This window comes from Mycobacterium sp. UM_CSW (genome assembly GCF_000455205.1).
Taxonomy (GTDB): Bacteria; Actinomycetota; Actinomycetes; order Mycobacteriales; family Mycobacteriaceae; genus Mycobacterium.
Genome location: NZ_AUWQ01000022.1, coordinates 15,846 through 31,538, shown reverse-complemented (window position 1 = coordinate 31,538; position 15,693 = coordinate 15,846). Strand labels below are relative to the sequence as shown.

Here is a 15,693-nt window from a genome sequence, read left to right as displayed (position 1 = left end):
CTCAGATCGCGAGTCCGCCGTCGACGGGCAGGACCACGCCGGTGATGTAGGCGGCCTCGTCGGAGGCCAGGAACGCGACGGCGGCCGCCATCTCCGACGGTTCGCCGAAGCGGCCGAGCGGGATCGATGCGGTGATCGCCGCCCGCTTGTCCTCGGGGATCGACTCGATCATCCGAGTCCGGGCGTTGGGGGAGATGGCGTTGACCGTGATCCCGAACCGCGCCAGCTCCCGTGCGGTCGTCCGCGTGAACCCGATGATGCCCGCCTTCGCCATCGCGTAGTTCGACTGACCGGGGTTGCCGCGCAGCCCGGTGAACGACGTGACGTTCACGATGCGCCCCGTGCCGCGGGCCCGCAGGTGCGGAACGACGGCGCGGGTGAAGCGGAACGTCCCGCCGCTGTGCACAGCCATGACGGCCTCGAAGTCGTCGTCGTCGAGCTTCCAGACGACGCCGTCGCGCAAGATGCCGGCGTTGTTCACGAGCACATCGATCCGGCCGGACTCCTCGGCGGCCCGCTCGACGACCCCGTTCACCTGCTTGGTCGAGGTGACGTCAGCCGCAATCCCGACTGCGCCAATGCGCGCGGCGGCGGTCGCGACCTCGTCGCCGTCGTGGTCCACGAGGTACACGGAAGCGCCGGCGGACGCAAAGGTCTTCCCGATCGCGAGGCCGACCCCGCGTGCGCCGCCCGTGACGATCACGGTTCGGTCGGTGAAGTCGAAGGTGGTGGTCGGCATCAGGCCAGCCTCTCCATGATCATGGCCATTCCCTGACCGCCGCCTACACACACGGTCTTCAGGCCGACGCTGCGATCTCGGGCGCGGAGCCCGTTGAGCAGGGTCGTGGTGATGCGGGACCCCGTCATGCCGTAGGGATGCCCGAGGGCGATTGCGCCGCCGTGCACGTTGAGCCGATCGCCGAGGGATCGATGCCCAGGTCCCGGGCGGACAGCAGGACCTGGGCCGCGAACGCCTCGTTGATCTCGATGTCGTCGACCGTCATCCCGGCGCGGGCCAGCACCTGATGACCGGCCTCGAGCGGTCCGAGTCCCATGATCTCGCGGGAGAGGCCCGTCACCCGGCGCCGACGGGTGGCGGCGGATGTCAGGAACACAAGAGGAGTAAACCTCACTCGCCGCCCGACGGTCAACCGGCTGGTCGGTCGTTCAGCTTGCGCTGAGTGCATCCGCCGACCGCCGTGCTCCAGAGCTGCGATGAACTTGCAGTTTGACACGCCTCCGACGACGGTCATATTGTGCAACCGGTTGGTCGGTCGGTCCATCGATGGACAAGATTACGGAGGTTCGGTTGCCTACGGCGCTCGACTTCAAGCCGGTCGATGGCTGGGTCAACCTCGACTTCGCCTCGCCGGCGTCGGTGGGACTCGACGTCGACTACCTGTTCCCGGGCCTGGCTGAGCGGCTCGAGCAGGGCACCGGCGTGGAGCAGCTGCTGGCGGCGATGGACGCGGCGGGGGTCGAGCGTGCGGTGCTCACTTCCGGCTTTCAGGGGCGAGGCGTCGAGGGTCTCGAGGCCCTGACCAGTGCCGTGGATGCCGCGCCGAACCGGTTCGCCGCGTCGTTGGTCGTGGATCCGCTGCAGGCCATGGAGACTGTTCGGCTGATCCGCCGGGCCGTGCTCGAAGCCGATGTCCGGCTAGTCCGATTGCTCGCCTACGAGGTGCAACGGCCGTACGACGACGCTGTCTACTTCCCCGTGTACACGGTCTGTGCCGAGCTCGGTGTTCCGGTCGGGATCAATGTGGGGCTTCCCGGGCCGCGGGTTGCCGGGCAGGTCCAGCATCCGCTCGCGGTCGACAGCGTCTGCGCTTACTTTCCGGAGCTGCAAGTCGTGCTCTCCCACGGTGGCGCGCCGTGGGTCGACGAGTGTATCCATCTGTTGCGCAAGTGGCCCGAGCTCTACTACATGACCTCCGCGTACGCTCCTCGTCGCGTACCGGCACCCGTTATCGACTTCCTGAACCGCAGCGGCAGCGACAAGATCATCTGGGCGACCGACTATCCGGTCATCGGATTCGAGCAATCCCTCGAGCAGCTGGCAGGGCTCGACGTCCGATCTGAGGACGTCCTTCGCAAGTATGCGCGGGACAACGCCATGCGACTGTTCTTCGAGCGGGGATAACGCACATATGCGAGCGATATCGCCAACACGACGACCGGTGGTCGGAGTCTCCGACCGGGTCGAAGGAAGCGAGAGGTGGCGACGTGGCTAGCCTGACGGATTTCCGTAAGGTCGCCGACGAGGTCCGCAACTGGGGTCGGTGGGGGTCCGAGGACGAGCTCGGCACGCTGAACCTGATCACGGCCGAGAAGGTCCGGGAGTCCGCCGGCCTCGTGCGTGCGGGCAAGGTCTTCCCGCTCAACGTCGATTTCAGTTCCGGCGGGCCGCAGGGGGCCTTCAAGTTCCGCCAGAACCCGGTGCACATCATGACCGTCGACGGCGGCGACGCTCACACCCTGACGGATTACGGGCGGAGCTGGCTCGGAAATCCCACGGCCAAGCAGCTCAGCGACGCCTTCGATAACCAGCTGTTCCGCTTCAACGACGACATGATCATCATGCCTCTGCAGGCGGCGACCCAGTGGGACGCGTTCTCCCACGTCTACTACGAGGACAAGCTCTACAACGGGTTTCCGGCGAGCTCGGTCACCAGTCAGGGCGCGTACCGGTGCGGAATCGACAAGGTCGATTGCAAGGGCATCGTGTCGCGCGGCGTCCTGCTCGACCTCGTCCGCCACCGTGGAGCGGAAACCTATCTCGAACACGGACAGCCGATCACCCCGGAGGAGCTCGACGAGGTCGCGCGGGCTCAAGGCGTTGAGATCGGTACGGGGGACATCGTCCTCGTGCATACCGGTTGGTGGTCGCGCTTCCTCGAGACCGGCAAAGGCGACGCGTCGATCGCCGCCGGACTCGATTGGCGCTGCGCTTCATGGCTGCACGAGCGCGAGGTCGCCGCAATCGCCGCGGACAACCTTCAGGTCGAGGACGCGACCTCCGGCATCGACGGCACGTTCTTCCCGCTGCACATGCTCTGCCTGCGGGACATGGGCCTGATGCTGGGTGAGTTCTGGGACGTCAGGGCGCTCGCCGCCGACTGCGCCGCCGACGGCGTCTACGAGTTCCAGCTGATCGCGCCCCCGCTGCGAGTCGTCGGCGCGGTGGGGTCGCCACTCAATCCCGTGGCTCTGAAGTAACGACATGCTCGGTCACGGTTTTCAAAAGTCGACCGCGCCGGAGGGCCGGTCGGAGCGATAGGAGAAATATGAAGATCGATCTTTTTGCGATGCCGACGATCCACGCGGACTCCTGGGAGGAACGGGAGAAGCTGCGGCCGATCGGGCGCAGCACCGAGCGCTACCAGATGATGATCGAGGAACTTCGCGCCTTGGTGGCGGCCGCCGATGATATGGGCGTGGATGCCTTCTCGACAACCGAGCATCACCTCCACACCGAGGGTGGCGAGGCGATGCCGAACCCGCTGATGCTCTTCGCCGATCTTGCGGGGCGCACGAAAAACATCATGCTGATGCCGCTGTCGATAGTCCTTCCGACTCACGACCCGATCCGGGTCGCCGAGGATATCGCGCTGCTCGACCAGCTGACCAAGGGGCGCGCCGCCGTCGGTCTTGCCCGTGGCTACCAGAAGCGATGGGTGCAGATCCTCTCCCAGGGCGGCAGCGTGCCGCTGAACGACCAACTCAAGCCGTCTGAGACAGAGCAACTGAACCGCGAGATCTTCAACGAGTACTACGACATCCTGATCAATGCCTGGACCAAGGACGCCTGGGACTACGACGGCAAGCACTACCAGGTGCCCTTCCCCCACAAAGACGGGATCAGTGGCTGGGCGGGGGTCGAGTGGACGCGCCGCTTCGGCTCCGATGGCGAGATCGACGACGAGGGCATCATCCGCCGGATCGGCGTCATCCCCAGGCCCTACCAGGACCCACATCCGCAGGTCTTCGTGCCCTTCACGGCTTCACCCGCGACGCTGGTTCAGGCCGCCGGCCGCTCGGCCATCCCCTTCATGCTCGAGGCCAATCCCGAGCGCTTCCGCAAATGGTGCGAAACCTACCGGGAGGAGTCCGCGAAGGCCGGGCACGAACGCGAGCTCGGACACTTCTGCGGCGCTGTCCGCAATATTGCGCTGGGCAAGACCACGGAAGAGGCCTTCGGGAACGCGGTCACCACCGCGGGCTATGAGTTCCACAACTACTTCAACAAATTCGGCTTCGGTGAGGTCTTCCGCACCGCCGCCGACGACCCGAACAAGAAGGTCAGCTTCAAGGACGAGGTCGAGTTGACCAAGCGCATGATCGAGACCGGCGCCCTGATCTGCGGGACCGTCGAGGACGTCAAGCGCCAGGTTGACGGGCTGCACAAGTGCTACGGGGATTCCGGCGAGCTTGAATGGCTGAGTTGGAACTTCTTCTTCCAGGGAACCCATTCCCTCGACGAGCAGCTCGAGCAGCTCGACTTGTTCATGAACAAGGTGATGCCCTCGTTCAGATAGTCCTGCTTCCTCCAACAGGTCGACGCGTGTGCAGCAGCTCGTCCAGGGAATCGACCGGATCGACTGAAGCCTCCGGCGCCGTGCTGATCATCGCGGTCGGGTTCTCTCAGCTCGAGGGGCGATTCGGTCCTCGGCGACGCCGCACGCCTACTGGCCGCCGAGCAGGAGTGAAATAAATGACGGTAGAGATGCGATCGGAGCCCGGGACGCTCACCGAGATCCTCCTGGGCGGGACCGCCCACGGGTCACGCGAGTGCTTCACGCTGATCGCGGCGGACGAGAACCGCGCCGTCGCCTCCATCACCTTCGAGGATCTGGTCGACCACGGTCTGCGGGCCGCGAGCGCCCTGCGCTCCATCGGGGTCGAGCCCGGCGAGCGGGTGATGATCGTCTCCGAACCGAGCGTCGATTGGGTGGTCGCCTTCTTCGGCATCGTCTTGTCGGGGGCGGTCGCCGTCCCGGTCAACTTCCGATTCCAGGCCCGCGAAATAGGGATCGCCGCGGGAGTGGTCGACCCGGTGGTCGTCCTCTGCGACGACGGCACCGAGCGGCGGGTGCACGACGGGATCCAGGACGACCACTCCGTCCGCGGGTTGGCGGAGGTCACGCAGACCGCGGTCTCGCCGCTGGAGCCGGTGCTTCCGCAACCCGACGACCTCGCGGTGATCCTGTTCACCTCCGGCACCACCGGCATCCCGAAGGGCGTCGAGCGCACGCAGGCGGACTACGCGTACTTCCTCCGGGTCTGGGGCAGGCACGTGATGGAGGCTGAGGACCGGATCCTGAACTTCCTGCCACTCAACCACCAGGCAGGACTTGTCTGCGGCTTCCTCGCCCCGTTCAGCCTCGGTGCGCCTGTGTTCCACGTCGACCGCTTCGACCGCCGGACCTTCTGGGAGACGGTCGATGCCAATCGGCTCACCTGGGCCGTGATGATGCAGCCGGTCCCTCGCTACCTGCTCGAAATGCCTGCTCGTCCTGACGATCGGGACCACACGCTGGCGTGGATCCAGGGATCGATCGCCCTGGAAGACTGGAACAAATTCCAGCAGCGTTTCGACATCTCGATGAACAGCGGCTACGGCTCCACCGAGACGACCATCGTGACGATGACCGGCGGCCGGCGCAGCGGTCTAGTCGATGCTTCCCGGATCCACGGTGCACACGGAGGGATTCTGTGCGGCGGTCGCTTCGAACCGGGCAGCACGGTCCGTGTCGTCGACGAAGCCGGCGATCCCTGCGATGCCGACGTGCCGGGCGCCATCGAGGTGACGGGGCCCGCGGTCTTCGAACGCTACTTCGGCACGCCTGAGGTGACCGCGAGCACTTTCACCGAGGACGGGTGGTTCAAGACGGGGGACGTGGGCTACTTCTCACCGAGCGGCGACCTCTACATGCTCGAGCGTCAGTCAGCGATGATCAGGCGCAGCGGCGAGAACATCGCCCCGCGCGAGATCGAGGACGTGCTGGAAATGCATCCAGCGGTGGTCGAGGCGGCCGTGGTCGGGATCCGCGACAAGGTTCGCGGCGAAGAGGTCGCCGCCTTCGTCGTCGTCCGCGACTCGATGCCGGTCACCCCGGAAGATCTGTTCGAACACTGCGGCAGCCACCTGATCGGATTCAAGGTGCCCCGCTACCTCGAGCTGCGCGATTCGCTGCCTCGCAATGCGACCTTCAAGGTGCGGCGCGATGAGCTCAAGCTCAGCGCGGCCGCGATCGACAGGAGCGTGAGATGAGAATCGGATCACGGGGATCTGAACGGCGGCTTCCCGGCGATGATGGAGCGGCTGCCGCAGGAGCGGCAACACACCGCCGTGGTCAACCTGGCGCGTGCCCAGGCGGCCTTCGCCACCACGCTGCAATACGTCGAGAAGCGGGAGGTGTTCGGGCGGCCGGTCGGGAACTTCCAGCACAAACGCTTCACCCCGGGTTCCGCAGCTGATGTTGAAGCCGAGGGCTGCGATCTCACCGATGCAAGGGTCCAGCGCCAGGGCGGGGAGCGAACGAGAGCCCGAACGGCATTGTGCACCCCTGCACTGACCTAGACGACCGACTGGCCGGTCGGACAGTAGCAAGCGGTAGAGCCGTCAAGATGCAGGTAGGTCCTCCGTAGGCCGGGCGAGCCGTCCACATCGTGGTTCTGCGCGCGGAACGACCGACTGACCGGTTGACTAAATTGAGGCGCTGGTGTTCACTCGTGGCGTGTCCGGTACCAGTGGCGAGACGGCCGAGCTCAGAGCCTTCCGACTGCGAGTCCGCACGTGGGCGCAGGAGCACGCCGATCCGACGTGGTACGACCAGTTGCGGGTGGCGGACGACGATCAACTCCGCCAGCTGATGAGAACGCAGGCCGCGACCCTGCATGCGGAGGGGTTCCTCGCCCCGCATTGGCCCGTGGAGTTTGGTGGATCAGGTCTCTCTCTCGACCAGCAGGTCGTTCTGCAACAGGAGCTTGTGCGGGCCCAGTTCCCGATGCCAACGCTGCAGAGCATCGCGCTCGGTCATGTCGCGGCCACGCTCATGCACCACGGCAGCCAGTACCAACAGCAGCAGCACCTCAAGGCGATCCTCGGCGGCGAGGTGTGGTGTCAAGGTTTCTCCGAGCCTGAGGCGGGATCCGACCTCGCGGGCTTGAGGACCGTTGCCCAGAAGCAGGGCGACTACTACGTCGTCAATGGCAACAAGATCTGGTCGACCAATGCCCATCGCTCAGACTGGTGTCTGCTCCTCGCCCGCACCGATCGACAAGCCCCGAAGCATCGTGGACTCAGCGTTTTTCTCCTCGACCTCTCGCTGCCAGGGATCGAGATTCGACCGATCCGTCAGGCCCTCGGAGTCCTCGAGTTCTGCGAGATCTTCCTGGATGACGTCCGAATCCCCTGTTCGGAGCTCGTCGGAGGCGAGAACCACGGTTGGCGCGTCGCGAACACGACCCTCGCCACCGAGCGCATGTCCCAAATCGTGGCGTACCACGCGGAATTAGAGCAGGCCGTCGAGTGGATCGCCGCCGAATGCCACCGCACGATCGTCGCTTCGGGAGTGACCGCCGCCAACGACCCCGCGATCCGCCAGGAACTCGCCGCCCGCGTCTCGGAGGTCGACGCGCTCGGGCTGCTCGCCTCGTCGGTGGTGGGAGGTGTCTCGAAGCACGGCGAAGTGGGACCGGAGGGATCGGTGCTCAAGCTGTTCTACACCGAAACGCTGCAGCGACTTACCGGACTCGCCGCCCGGATCCGCGGCGTGGCGGCCGACATCGACTCGGGTGCAATCACCGACGCCGGATGGGTTTCTGGTGACTGGCTGGTCGACCACATACGGTCCTGGACCCAGACGATTGCCGCCGGCAGCAACGAAATCCAGAGGAACATCATCAGCGAGCGTGTGCTGGGGCTACCGAGGGAGCCAGGGGTATGACCGCCACCGTAGACAAGGAAGTCATCGAAGACCTCCGCGCCTCGGTGCGGGCCGTCCTGTCTAACCACAGCGCAACGAGCCTCGCGAGGGCGTTGAGCCACGGCGACGGCTACGACGTCGAGCTCTGGGAGCGCATGGCCTCTCTCGGCTGGCTCGGCGCCATGACCGAGGAACAACACGGCGGCGCCGGCCTCGGCATGCTCGCCGCCACCACGATCGTGGAGGAACTCGCGTACCACAACACCTGCGTACCGTTCATCTCCAGCGCCGTCTTGGCCACGACGGCGCTGGGCAGCGGCGACAACACCGTCGCCGAGACGTGGTTGCCCGAACTTGCGGCCGGCCGGTCGCTCGGGGCCTACTGCTGCACCGGCCGAGCGGGGCTGGCCGACCCGCAACTGCTCGACGTCTGCGCGCAGCCCTCCTCAGGCGATGGGCTGACCCTCACGGGGGAGGCGAACTTCGCCGGCGACGCTGCGTTTGCCGATCTGGTCCTGGTGGCTGCTCGAACCACGGACGGGGAACTGGTTATCGTCCGCGTCGACCCCCAGACCAGTGGAGTGGACGTCACGCCGGTCCCCACGATCAACCGTGGCCATCGGCTTGCCCATGTCCGACTCTCTGACGCCCCGGCTGCTGATGTCATCGCACAGGGGGATCAGGCGCGTTCGCTCTTCGAGCGCGTTGCGGCCAATGCGGTCGTCATCCTCGCCGCGGACGCCCACGGCGCCGCCCGTCGCGCCCTCGATCTGGCTCTGCAGTACGCCAAACAACGTCATCAATTCGGCCGACCGATCGGTTCGTTCCAGGCCGTCAAGCACATGCTCGCCAACATGTACACCGCGGTCAGCGCGTCCGGTGCCTGTGTGCGGGCAGCCGCCGAGGCGATCGACCGCAGAGACCCCCTGGCCCCTCGCCTCGTGGCCACAGCAGGCGCCTACGCGCGACACTCGGCGTCGGAGGTGGTGGGCTCAGCAATGCAGATCCACGGGGCGATCGGCTACACGTGGGAGCACGAGTGTCATCTGCTGCTCAAGCGAGCGAAGTTCGATGAGCGCTATCTTGTCAACGGTTGGACCGGGCGGGACCGTCTCGCCGACATAGTGTTGAAGGGCCCGAACGACTCACGACACTAGAAGGGTATACGGTCACCGCGCGATGAGACGAGACGGCAACCGATGGCATGAAATCCTGGACACCGCCGCCGAGCTTTTCGCGACGCGCGGTTATGACCGCACCACCATGGCCGACATCGGCGAAGCGGTCGGGCTCGGCAAGGGGGGGCTTTACCACTACGTAAGAACCAAGGACGATCTGCTGTCCGACCTCCAGGAGTCCATCCTGGCGCCGCTCATCACGGTGGGCCGGGTCATCGTCAGCCTGCCCATCTCGGCGACTGCTCGCCTCCGGCTGCTGTCCGAGGTCCTCCTGACAGTTCAATTCGATCACCTCCATCAAGCTCGGCTTCTACTCGCAGAACTGCGGCGCCTCGAAGGAGAGCGCCAGGAACGCTTCCTCGCCCGTCGCGCCTCGTACGACGAGATGTTTCAGCGGGTGATCGTCGAAGGTATTAGCAACGGGGAGTTCCGCGACACAGACGTCTCGGTCGCCCGCCTGGCTTTCATCGGAATGCACAGCTACACCTCGGTCTGGCTCGACCCGTCTGGCCCGCTAGATGCCCGCACCCTGTCGCGATCCTTTTGCAACATCTTCCTAGAGGGACTCGGTACAGCGCCAGGAGTGCACGACTCCGCAAAAGTCGATCAGGAGATGGACGCACAACGCGAAGAGCTCCTGAGCTTGCTCGCCGTCGCCTCGGAGCGCCACGGTCTCCGGCTAGGACCCCGACCAACGAGAGCCTCGGCGAAGCGCCGCCGCGGGGGGGAGTAGTTGAACGACGAGTTCCGGGGCGGCGGTGCGGTTCGGGTGCTTCTATGGCGCCAGCCGCAATGCGGGTGAGCGCCTCGCAGGCCGCGCTCGCGCCTGACTCTCTCGACGCGCTTGCACCCGACTCCTTGCCGGCGCAGCTCGAGCCACACTCGCGGAGAGCCGTAGGTCGCGGCGAACTCATGGGTGCTGCGGACCTTGGAGATCGATCTCGCCGACGGCAGTGCTGGTCGGCGGATGTGTACGGGAAGGCCGCCGCGAGAGCAGGTTCGCCGTCTCGGAGGAGAGCGGGGTGCCGAGGATCGCGCACACCAGGTCGGTCAGGTGACTGGAGAACAGGGCCTGATCGCCCTTCGGGTTTGCGTGCGCGCGGCGCGCGAGCTCGAGATGGGTGAACCGCACGGCGGCGTAGCGACGATGCAGCGGGGGACCCGCTACCCCGGGCGGCATCAGCGGGTCGACGAGCTCGGCCCAGCGTCGCATGCTGCCGGCCGGATCGTAGATCAGCGGCGCTACCGGGTCGTCTGCTTCGACCACGCGCTCGGTCGCGTTCACGAGCTGGCCCGCGATCCGGAGGAACTCGGCTCCGCCGTCCGGGTCCGCGAGCTTGGCCACGAGGGGCTGGACGAGCACCTTCGCGGCGTCGCGCAGGCTCATGTCGTCGAGGAGGTCGAGCAGTGCGAGTCGGCGGAGCGACACCTGCTCGACGTGCCGGTCCACCACGGCTCGTACCAAGCCGGAGCGGTCGCCGAAGTGGTACTGCAATGACGTGGTGTTGCGTTGACCGGCGGCCCGCATGATCTCCCGCAGGGAGACGGCCTCGATGCCGCGTTCGGCGAACAAGCGCTCGGCGGCGGCGATCAGTGCCGATCGCCCGGCGGGGACACGGGCGGCCATGCTGCTCATCTGCCTCCTCGGCCTCTAGCGCTCCTCCGGCACGAGCCCCCCGCAGAGTAGCGCGAAGAGTTAAGGCACGCGCGGGGTATCCTGTGTCAGATGCATTAAACGTGCTTTCCTCAACGCGTCGATCGCCACCGGTCGATCGTTCCCCTTGCTTCCGGAGGTCCCGTGTTCCAGCCGAGTCCGCGCGCGGCAGCCCTGATCGAGACGATGAAGACGTTCCTGGCCGAGGACGTTTATCCCGCCGAAGCGCTGCTGCCGCACGACGCACCGCTCGATGCCGAACGGAAGCAGCCGTTGGTGATGGAGAAGCTGAAGGCGCGCGCGCGGCAGCTCGGGCTGTGGAACCTGTTCCTGCCCCACGCCGAGGACGGGCACGAGCCGATGAGCAACTCGGACTACGCGTTCCTGGCCGAGCTCAGCGGCCGCAGCGTGTACGTGGCGCCCGAGGCGATGAACTGCTCGGCGCCCGACACCGGCAACATGGAACTGCTGTCGATGTTCGGCACGCCAGAGCAGAAGACCCGGTGGTTGCGGCCGCTGCTCGACGGCGAAATCCGCTCGTCCTACGCCATGACCGAACCGGACGTCGCATCGTCAGACGCCGGCAACATCAAGACCACCATCGTGCGCGACGGCGACGACTGGGTGATCAACGGGCACAAGTGGTGGATCTCGGGCGCCCGGCGGGACCGTTGCGAGCTACTGATCGTCATGGGCGTGACCGACGAAGAGGGTGCGGATCGCCACCACCGCCACGGGATGGTGCTGGTGCCGAAGAACACGCCCGGGGTCGAGATCGTGCGTGACCTGACTGTGCTCGGTTACAACCCGTTCGACAGCCACGTCGAGCTTCGCCTCACCGATGTCCGGGTGCCGGTCGGCAACATGCTCGGGGAGCCCGGCGCGGGGTTCGCAATGTCCCAGGCCCGCCTCGGGCCAGGTCGCATCCACCACTGCATGCGCAACATCGGGATGGCCGAACGGGCCCTGGAGCTCATGATCGACCGGGTGCGCTCACGGGTCGCCTTTGGGCGTCCGCTCGCCGATCAGGGCGTCGTGCAGGAGTGGATCGCCGACTCGCGCATGGAGATCGACCAGGCCCGGCTTTACACCCTCTATGCCGCGCACCTGATGGACACTGTCGGCAACAGGGCCGCGGCCAGCCAGATTTCGGGGATCAAGGTGGCGGTTCCGGCCATGGTCTCCCGCGTGGTCGACCGCGCCGTGCAGGCCCACGGTGGCGGCGGGCTGAGCCAGTCCACGCCGCTCGCCCGGATGACGGCGGAGGCTCGCATCATGCGGATGGTCGATGGGCCCGACGAGGTCCACCGTCGGGCGGTGGCCCGTACCGAGCAGCGGCGTTTCGCCGCGGCAGTCGAGTCCGGGCCGAGGGGCGAACTCGCCCACCTCGCGCTCAGCCGGTGAACGCATCGACGCGACGGGCGGGAGGGAATCGGTCGTGAACAGCGAGTTGAAGGACAAGGTCGTTGTGGTGACCGGCGGCAGCCGAGGCATGGGGCGGCAGATCGTGTTCGCCTGCGCCGAACAGGGAGCGCGGGTGGTGATCGCGAGCCGCAAGCTCAAGGCGTGCGAGGCGGTGGCCGCCGAGGTCCACGACCGCTTCGGCGCCGAGGCTCTCCCCGTCGCGGTCAACGTCAGCGACTGGGCGCAGTGCGACCACCTCGCCGACACGGTCCGAGACCACTGGGGCCGCGTGGACGTGCTCGTCAACAACGCTGGGCTGTCCCCGCTCTACCCGAGCCTTCCCGAGGTCAGCGCGGCCCTGTTCGACAAGGTCATCGCGGTCAACCTGCGCGGCCCGTTCCGGCTCATGGCGCTGATCGGCTCGCGGATGGCCGCCGACGGTGGCGGGTCGATCATCAACATCGGCTCGATCGAGGCGATCCGACCGACCCCGCAGGCGCTGCCCTACGCCGCGGCTAAGGCCGGTCTGCACGTGCTCACCGAGGGCTTCGCGCAGGCGTTCGGCCCCACCGTGCGGATCAACACGATCCAGGCAGGGCCGTTCCTCACCGACATCTCCGAGCACTGGGCCGAGGGAACGCGCGAGCATGCCGAGTCGCAGGTCGCCCTCGGCCGCTGCGGGGAGCCGCACGAGATCGTCGGCGCGGTGCTGTACTTCGCCACCGTCGCGTCGTCCTACGCCACCGGATCGCTCCTGCGGCTCGACGGGGGATGGCGATGAGCGCAGCCCTCGAGGCGCACCCCGACCTTGAGCGCGTCGCGAGATGGCTCGACGAACACCATCCGCCGGGCGCCGAGCTGACCGACGTCTCTCCGATGGGCGGCGGGACGCAGAACGTCATGGTTCGTTTCCGGCGCGGTGGCAGACGGCTCGTGCTGCGTCGTCCTCCGCCACACCCGCGTGCGACGAGCAATGACGCCCTGCGGCGTGAGATGCGCGTCCTTGACGCACTCAACGGAACCGCCGTGCCCGCTCCCCGGCTCGTCGCCCAGTGCCCGTCGACCGACGTGTTGGGCGGCGCAGTGTTCTACCTCATGGACGACGTCGACGGGGTCAACCTCACCGTCGAATTGCCTCCGACGTACGCGAACGACTCGGCCGTCCGGTGCGAGGCGGGTCTCGCGGCTGCGCGCGCCGCGGCTGCTCTCGGTGCGGTCGACCCGGCCGCCGTCGGCCTGACCGATCTCGGCCGTCCAAAGGGATTCCTCGAACGGCAGGTCCCCCGGTGGCGCCGCGAACTCGACTCCTACTCCGAGCTCGACGGCTACCCCGGACCGCAGCTGCCCGAGGTCGGTGCCGTCGGCGATTGGCTGGAACGACACCGGCCGGCGCCCGCGCCGCCCGGGCTGATGCACGGCGACTTCCACCTCGCCAACATCATGTTCCGTGCGGACCGCCCCGAGGTCGCCGCGATCGTCGACTGGGAGATGGCCACCGTCGGCGACCCGTTGCTCGACCTCGGGTGGCTGCTGGCGACCTGGCCGGTGCCTGGCGAGGACGGTGTCTGGTCCGGGACGCCCGTCGCCGAGGCCGGGGGACTGGCGACCCGCGAGGACCTCGTCGCGGCCTACGCCGAGCACTCCGACCGGGACCTCTCCGCGATCGACTGGTACCAGATCCTTGCCTGTTTCAAGCTCGGCATCCTCCTCGAGGGCACTCACGCCCGCGCTTGCGCCGGCAAGGCGCCCAAGGCGACCGGCGACAAACTGCACCGCAACGCCGTCGCGTTGTTCGACCAGGCCCTGCGTCACCTGCACTGATCCATCCCACCGTCGGGGAACCGTCCCCCGACCACAGAACGAGAGGACGTCCTGATGAGCGAGGCCTATATCGTCGATGCGGTAGGGCGTCGCAAGGGCGGGCTCGCCGATGTGCACCCCGCCGACCTCGGTGCCCACCCGATCCGTCGGGTCGTGGAGCGGACCGGGATCGACCCCGCGGCGAGCATCACCTTGCTGCAGTCCGCCGTGCGCACCGCCACTTTCGCATAGCCGTTGGTTGAAAGTATCCATTCGATTTTCTTGGACGGCTTTACGGCGGTCGCTGGCGCGCAAGGACCTGGCGATAGTAATGAGGTGCGACGACGCCCGTAACCAGCGTGCGTGCGAGGCCGCCCTACCAAAAAGTGGGCTCGATCAGGAAGTCAGATATTGCCCAAGCCCGCGGTGACCCGGGCGCCGAGCACGTCTTACCTCGGCGACATGACACCGCGACCCTGGCCTCGGTCGGTCGGCTGCGCGGGGCTCCCGACGCGGTCGCGAGCTGGGTCCCGATAGTCGAGGCGGGTCCGCGGCCGCACTGCGACAGCGGCTTCTCAGGCTCCGATCAACCAAGCTGTCTCAGATACCAGTGAATTTTCTGCAGTCCAGTGAGTAGATTTTAGACGTGTCGACGATGCGGGCGCTGCAGCTGACTGGTCCCGGCGAGTTGGAGGTCCGCGAGGTCGCGGTGCCCAACATCGGCCCCACCGAGGTGCTGGTGAAGGTCGGCGGAGCCGGGGTGTGCCACTCCGACTTGCACCTCGTGCAGCTGCAGATCCCCTGGCCCAACGCCCTGACCCTCGGTCACGAGACGGCGGGCTGGGCTGCTGCGGTCGGCAGCGACGTCGTTTACGTCAAAGAGGGAGACCCTGTCCTCGTCTACCTGGTGTGGTCGTGCGGCCGCTGCCGTCCGTGCCTGGAGGGCCGCGACAACTGCTGTCAGACGACCGGTGGCCGCCTGGGTCTGCCACCATGCCCCGGTCTTGGTCCCCACGGTGGCATGGCGGAGTACATCGCGGTCGATGCACGTTACCTGGAGCCGCTCGGCACGCTGGACCCCGTCTCCGCCGCGCCGCTGGCCGACGCCGGCCTGACCCCGATGCACGCGATCAACGGCGCACGGCACCGACTGACACCCGGGTCGACCGCGGTGGTCATGGGCGTCGGCGGGCTCGGGCACGTCGGCCTGCAGGTGCTGCGGGCCACCAGCAGCGTTCGCGTGGTCGCCGTGGACACCAGTCCGGCGAAGCGCGAGTTGGCTACGGCACTCGGGGCCGACCACGTCCTTGATGCGGACGACCACGCGGCGGCCGCGATCCTCGACCTCACCGGCGGCTACGGCGCCGATGCCGTCTTCGACTTCGTCGGCGCCCAGGCGACGGTGGACCTCGCGACCCGCGTTGTGGCCCCCGACGGCGCACTGCGCTTCGTGGGCGTCGCCGGAGGGGGGTTCACCTTCAGGGCCGACACCCTCCCCGAGCCGCTGCCGTGGGGCGTCGACGTCCGACGGTCCTACGGTGGGACGCGTCGCGACCAGCGACAGGTTCTCGAGCTGGCCCGACAGGAGCTGGTGCGAGTCGACGTGCACCGCTACGCCCTCGACGACGGACTGAGCGCCTTCGATGACCTCCATCACGGCCGCATTCCCGGACGAGCCGTCCTGGTGCCCTGAGCACCGGCTCCATCGCACCGCATCACAGAAAGG

At 67.2% G+C, this 15,693-nt stretch carries 14 protein-coding genes and 3 pseudogenes; 13 read left to right on the top strand and 4 right to left on the bottom strand.

Annotated elements, in window-relative coordinates:
- Window position 1 precedes the first annotated feature (1 nt).
- Both fabG and N415_RS32600 read right to left on the bottom strand, forming a co-directional pair.
- Window positions 2-739 carry a 3-oxoacyl-ACP reductase FabG gene (fabG, locus tag N415_RS09440; protein WP_068180088.1) on the bottom strand — a complete coding sequence of 246 codons (738 nt, stop codon included), beginning with the start codon at window positions 737-739 and terminating at the stop codon, window positions 2-4.
- Window positions 739-1,079: pseudogene (locus N415_RS32600) on the bottom strand (acetyl-CoA C-acyltransferase); the annotation flags it as partial. The pseudogene N415_RS32600 and the gene fabG, both read right to left, overlap by 1 nt.
- 206 nt (window positions 1,080-1,285) lie before the next feature.
- On the opposite strand from N415_RS32600, the gene N415_RS09430 reads away from it, so the two are divergent.
- The 8 genes from N415_RS09430 to N415_RS09395 all read left to right on the top strand — a co-directional run bounded on the left by N415_RS09430 (window position 1,286) and on the right by N415_RS09395 (window position 9,842).
- Window positions 1,286-2,143 (top strand): amidohydrolase family protein, encoded by an 858-nt coding sequence (locus tag N415_RS09430; protein ID WP_068180084.1) that lies wholly within the window; start codon window positions 1,286-1,288, stop codon window positions 2,141-2,143.
- Between the two features lie 83 nt (window positions 2,144-2,226).
- A complete protein-coding gene (locus N415_RS09425; RefSeq protein WP_068180081.1) occupies window positions 2,227-3,219 on the top strand; it encodes a cyclase family protein in 993 nt (330 codons plus the stop codon).
- Window positions 3,220-3,287: 68 nt separating this feature from the next.
- Window positions 3,288-4,538, top strand: a complete 1,251-nt coding sequence (locus N415_RS09420; protein ID WP_068180077.1) for an LLM class flavin-dependent oxidoreductase — start codon at window positions 3,288-3,290, stop codon at window positions 4,536-4,538.
- Window positions 4,539-4,714: 176 nt separating this feature from the next.
- On the top strand, window positions 4,715-6,274 hold the full coding sequence (locus N415_RS09415) for a class I adenylate-forming enzyme family protein (protein ID WP_068180075.1): 1,560 nt from the start codon (window positions 4,715-4,717) through the stop codon (window positions 6,272-6,274).
- 18 nt (window positions 6,275-6,292) lie between these two features.
- A complete protein-coding gene (locus tag N415_RS09410; RefSeq protein WP_255342519.1) occupies window positions 6,293-6,583 on the top strand; it encodes an acyl-CoA dehydrogenase family protein in 291 nt (96 codons plus the stop codon).
- A gap of 142 nt (window positions 6,584-6,725) precedes the next feature.
- On the top strand, window positions 6,726-7,952 hold the full coding sequence (locus N415_RS09405; RefSeq protein WP_081665147.1) for an acyl-CoA dehydrogenase family protein: 1,227 nt from the start codon (window positions 6,726-6,728) through the stop codon (window positions 7,950-7,952).
- A complete protein-coding gene (locus N415_RS09400) occupies window positions 7,949-9,088 on the top strand; it encodes an acyl-CoA dehydrogenase family protein (protein ID WP_068180066.1) in 1,140 nt (379 codons plus the stop codon). The genes N415_RS09405 and N415_RS09400 overlap by 4 nt, the downstream gene beginning before the upstream one ends.
- A gap of 22 nt (window positions 9,089-9,110) precedes the next feature.
- Complete coding sequence (locus tag N415_RS09395) at window positions 9,111-9,842, top strand: TetR/AcrR family transcriptional regulator (RefSeq protein ID WP_068180063.1); 732 nt, start codon at window positions 9,111-9,113, stop codon at window positions 9,840-9,842.
- Between the two features lie 74 nt (window positions 9,843-9,916).
- Here N415_RS09395 and N415_RS31395 read toward each other — a convergent pair.
- Window positions 9,917-10,009: pseudogene (locus N415_RS31395) on the bottom strand (IS3 family transposase); the annotation flags it as partial.
- A gap of 10 nt (window positions 10,010-10,019) precedes the next feature.
- On the bottom strand, window positions 10,020-10,745 hold the full coding sequence (locus N415_RS09390; protein WP_204366817.1) for a TetR family transcriptional regulator: 726 nt from the start codon (window positions 10,743-10,745) through the stop codon (window positions 10,020-10,022).
- A gap of 162 nt (window positions 10,746-10,907) precedes the next feature.
- On the opposite strand from N415_RS09390, the gene N415_RS09385 reads away from it, so the two are divergent.
- The 5 genes and pseudogenes from N415_RS09385 to N415_RS09370 all read left to right on the top strand — a co-directional run bounded on the left by N415_RS09385 (window position 10,908) and on the right by N415_RS09370 (window position 15,660).
- Complete coding sequence (locus tag N415_RS09385; protein ID WP_239645477.1) at window positions 10,908-12,167, top strand: acyl-CoA dehydrogenase family protein; 1,260 nt, start codon at window positions 10,908-10,910, stop codon at window positions 12,165-12,167.
- Between the two features lie 34 nt (window positions 12,168-12,201).
- Window positions 12,202-12,948, top strand: a complete 747-nt coding sequence (locus N415_RS09380; RefSeq protein ID WP_255342518.1) for an SDR family oxidoreductase — start codon at window positions 12,202-12,204, stop codon at window positions 12,946-12,948.
- Entirely contained in the window at window positions 12,945-13,988 is a 1,044-nt protein-coding gene (locus N415_RS09375; protein ID WP_068180314.1) for a phosphotransferase family protein, read from the top strand. The genes N415_RS09380 and N415_RS09375 overlap by 4 nt, the downstream gene beginning before the upstream one ends.
- A gap of 54 nt (window positions 13,989-14,042) precedes the next feature.
- A pseudogene (locus N415_RS31390) lies at window positions 14,043-14,168 on the top strand (acetyl-CoA C-acetyltransferase); the annotation flags it as partial.
- Window positions 14,169-14,622: 454 nt separating this feature from the next.
- Window positions 14,623-15,660, top strand: a complete 1,038-nt coding sequence (locus N415_RS09370; RefSeq protein ID WP_068180060.1) for an NAD(P)-dependent alcohol dehydrogenase — start codon at window positions 14,623-14,625, stop codon at window positions 15,658-15,660.
- The last annotated feature ends 33 nt before the right edge of the window (window positions 15,661-15,693 follow it).

What these genes read in the sequence shown, in the direction of transcription:
- N415_RS09415 (WP_068180075.1), top strand. Translation starts at nt 4,715, where the DNA reads ATGACGGTAGAGATGCGATCGGAGCCCGGGACGCTCACCGAGATCCTC.
- N415_RS09370 (WP_068180060.1), top strand. Translation starts at nt 14,623, where the DNA reads ATGCGGGCGCTGCAGCTGACTGGTCCCGGCGAGTTGGAGGTCCGCGAG.
- N415_RS09395 (WP_068180063.1), top strand. Translation starts at nt 9,111, where the DNA reads ATGAGACGAGACGGCAACCGATGGCATGAAATCCTGGACACCGCCGCC.
- N415_RS09430 (WP_068180084.1), top strand. Translation starts at nt 1,286, where the DNA reads ATGGACAAGATTACGGAGGTTCGGTTGCCTACGGCGCTCGACTTCAAG.
- N415_RS09400 (WP_068180066.1), top strand. Translation starts at nt 7,949, where the DNA reads ATGACCGCCACCGTAGACAAGGAAGTCATCGAAGACCTCCGCGCCTCG.
- N415_RS09390 (WP_204366817.1), bottom strand. Translation starts at nt 10,745, where the DNA reads ATGAGCAGCATGGCCGCCCGTGTCCCCGCCGGGCGATCGGCACTGATC.
- fabG (WP_068180088.1), bottom strand. Translation starts at nt 739, where the DNA reads ATGCCGACCACCACCTTCGACTTCACCGACCGAACCGTGATCGTCACG.
- N415_RS09375 (WP_068180314.1), top strand. Translation starts at nt 12,945, where the DNA reads ATGAGCGCAGCCCTCGAGGCGCACCCCGACCTTGAGCGCGTCGCGAGA.
- N415_RS09420 (WP_068180077.1), top strand. Translation starts at nt 3,288, where the DNA reads ATGAAGATCGATCTTTTTGCGATGCCGACGATCCACGCGGACTCCTGG.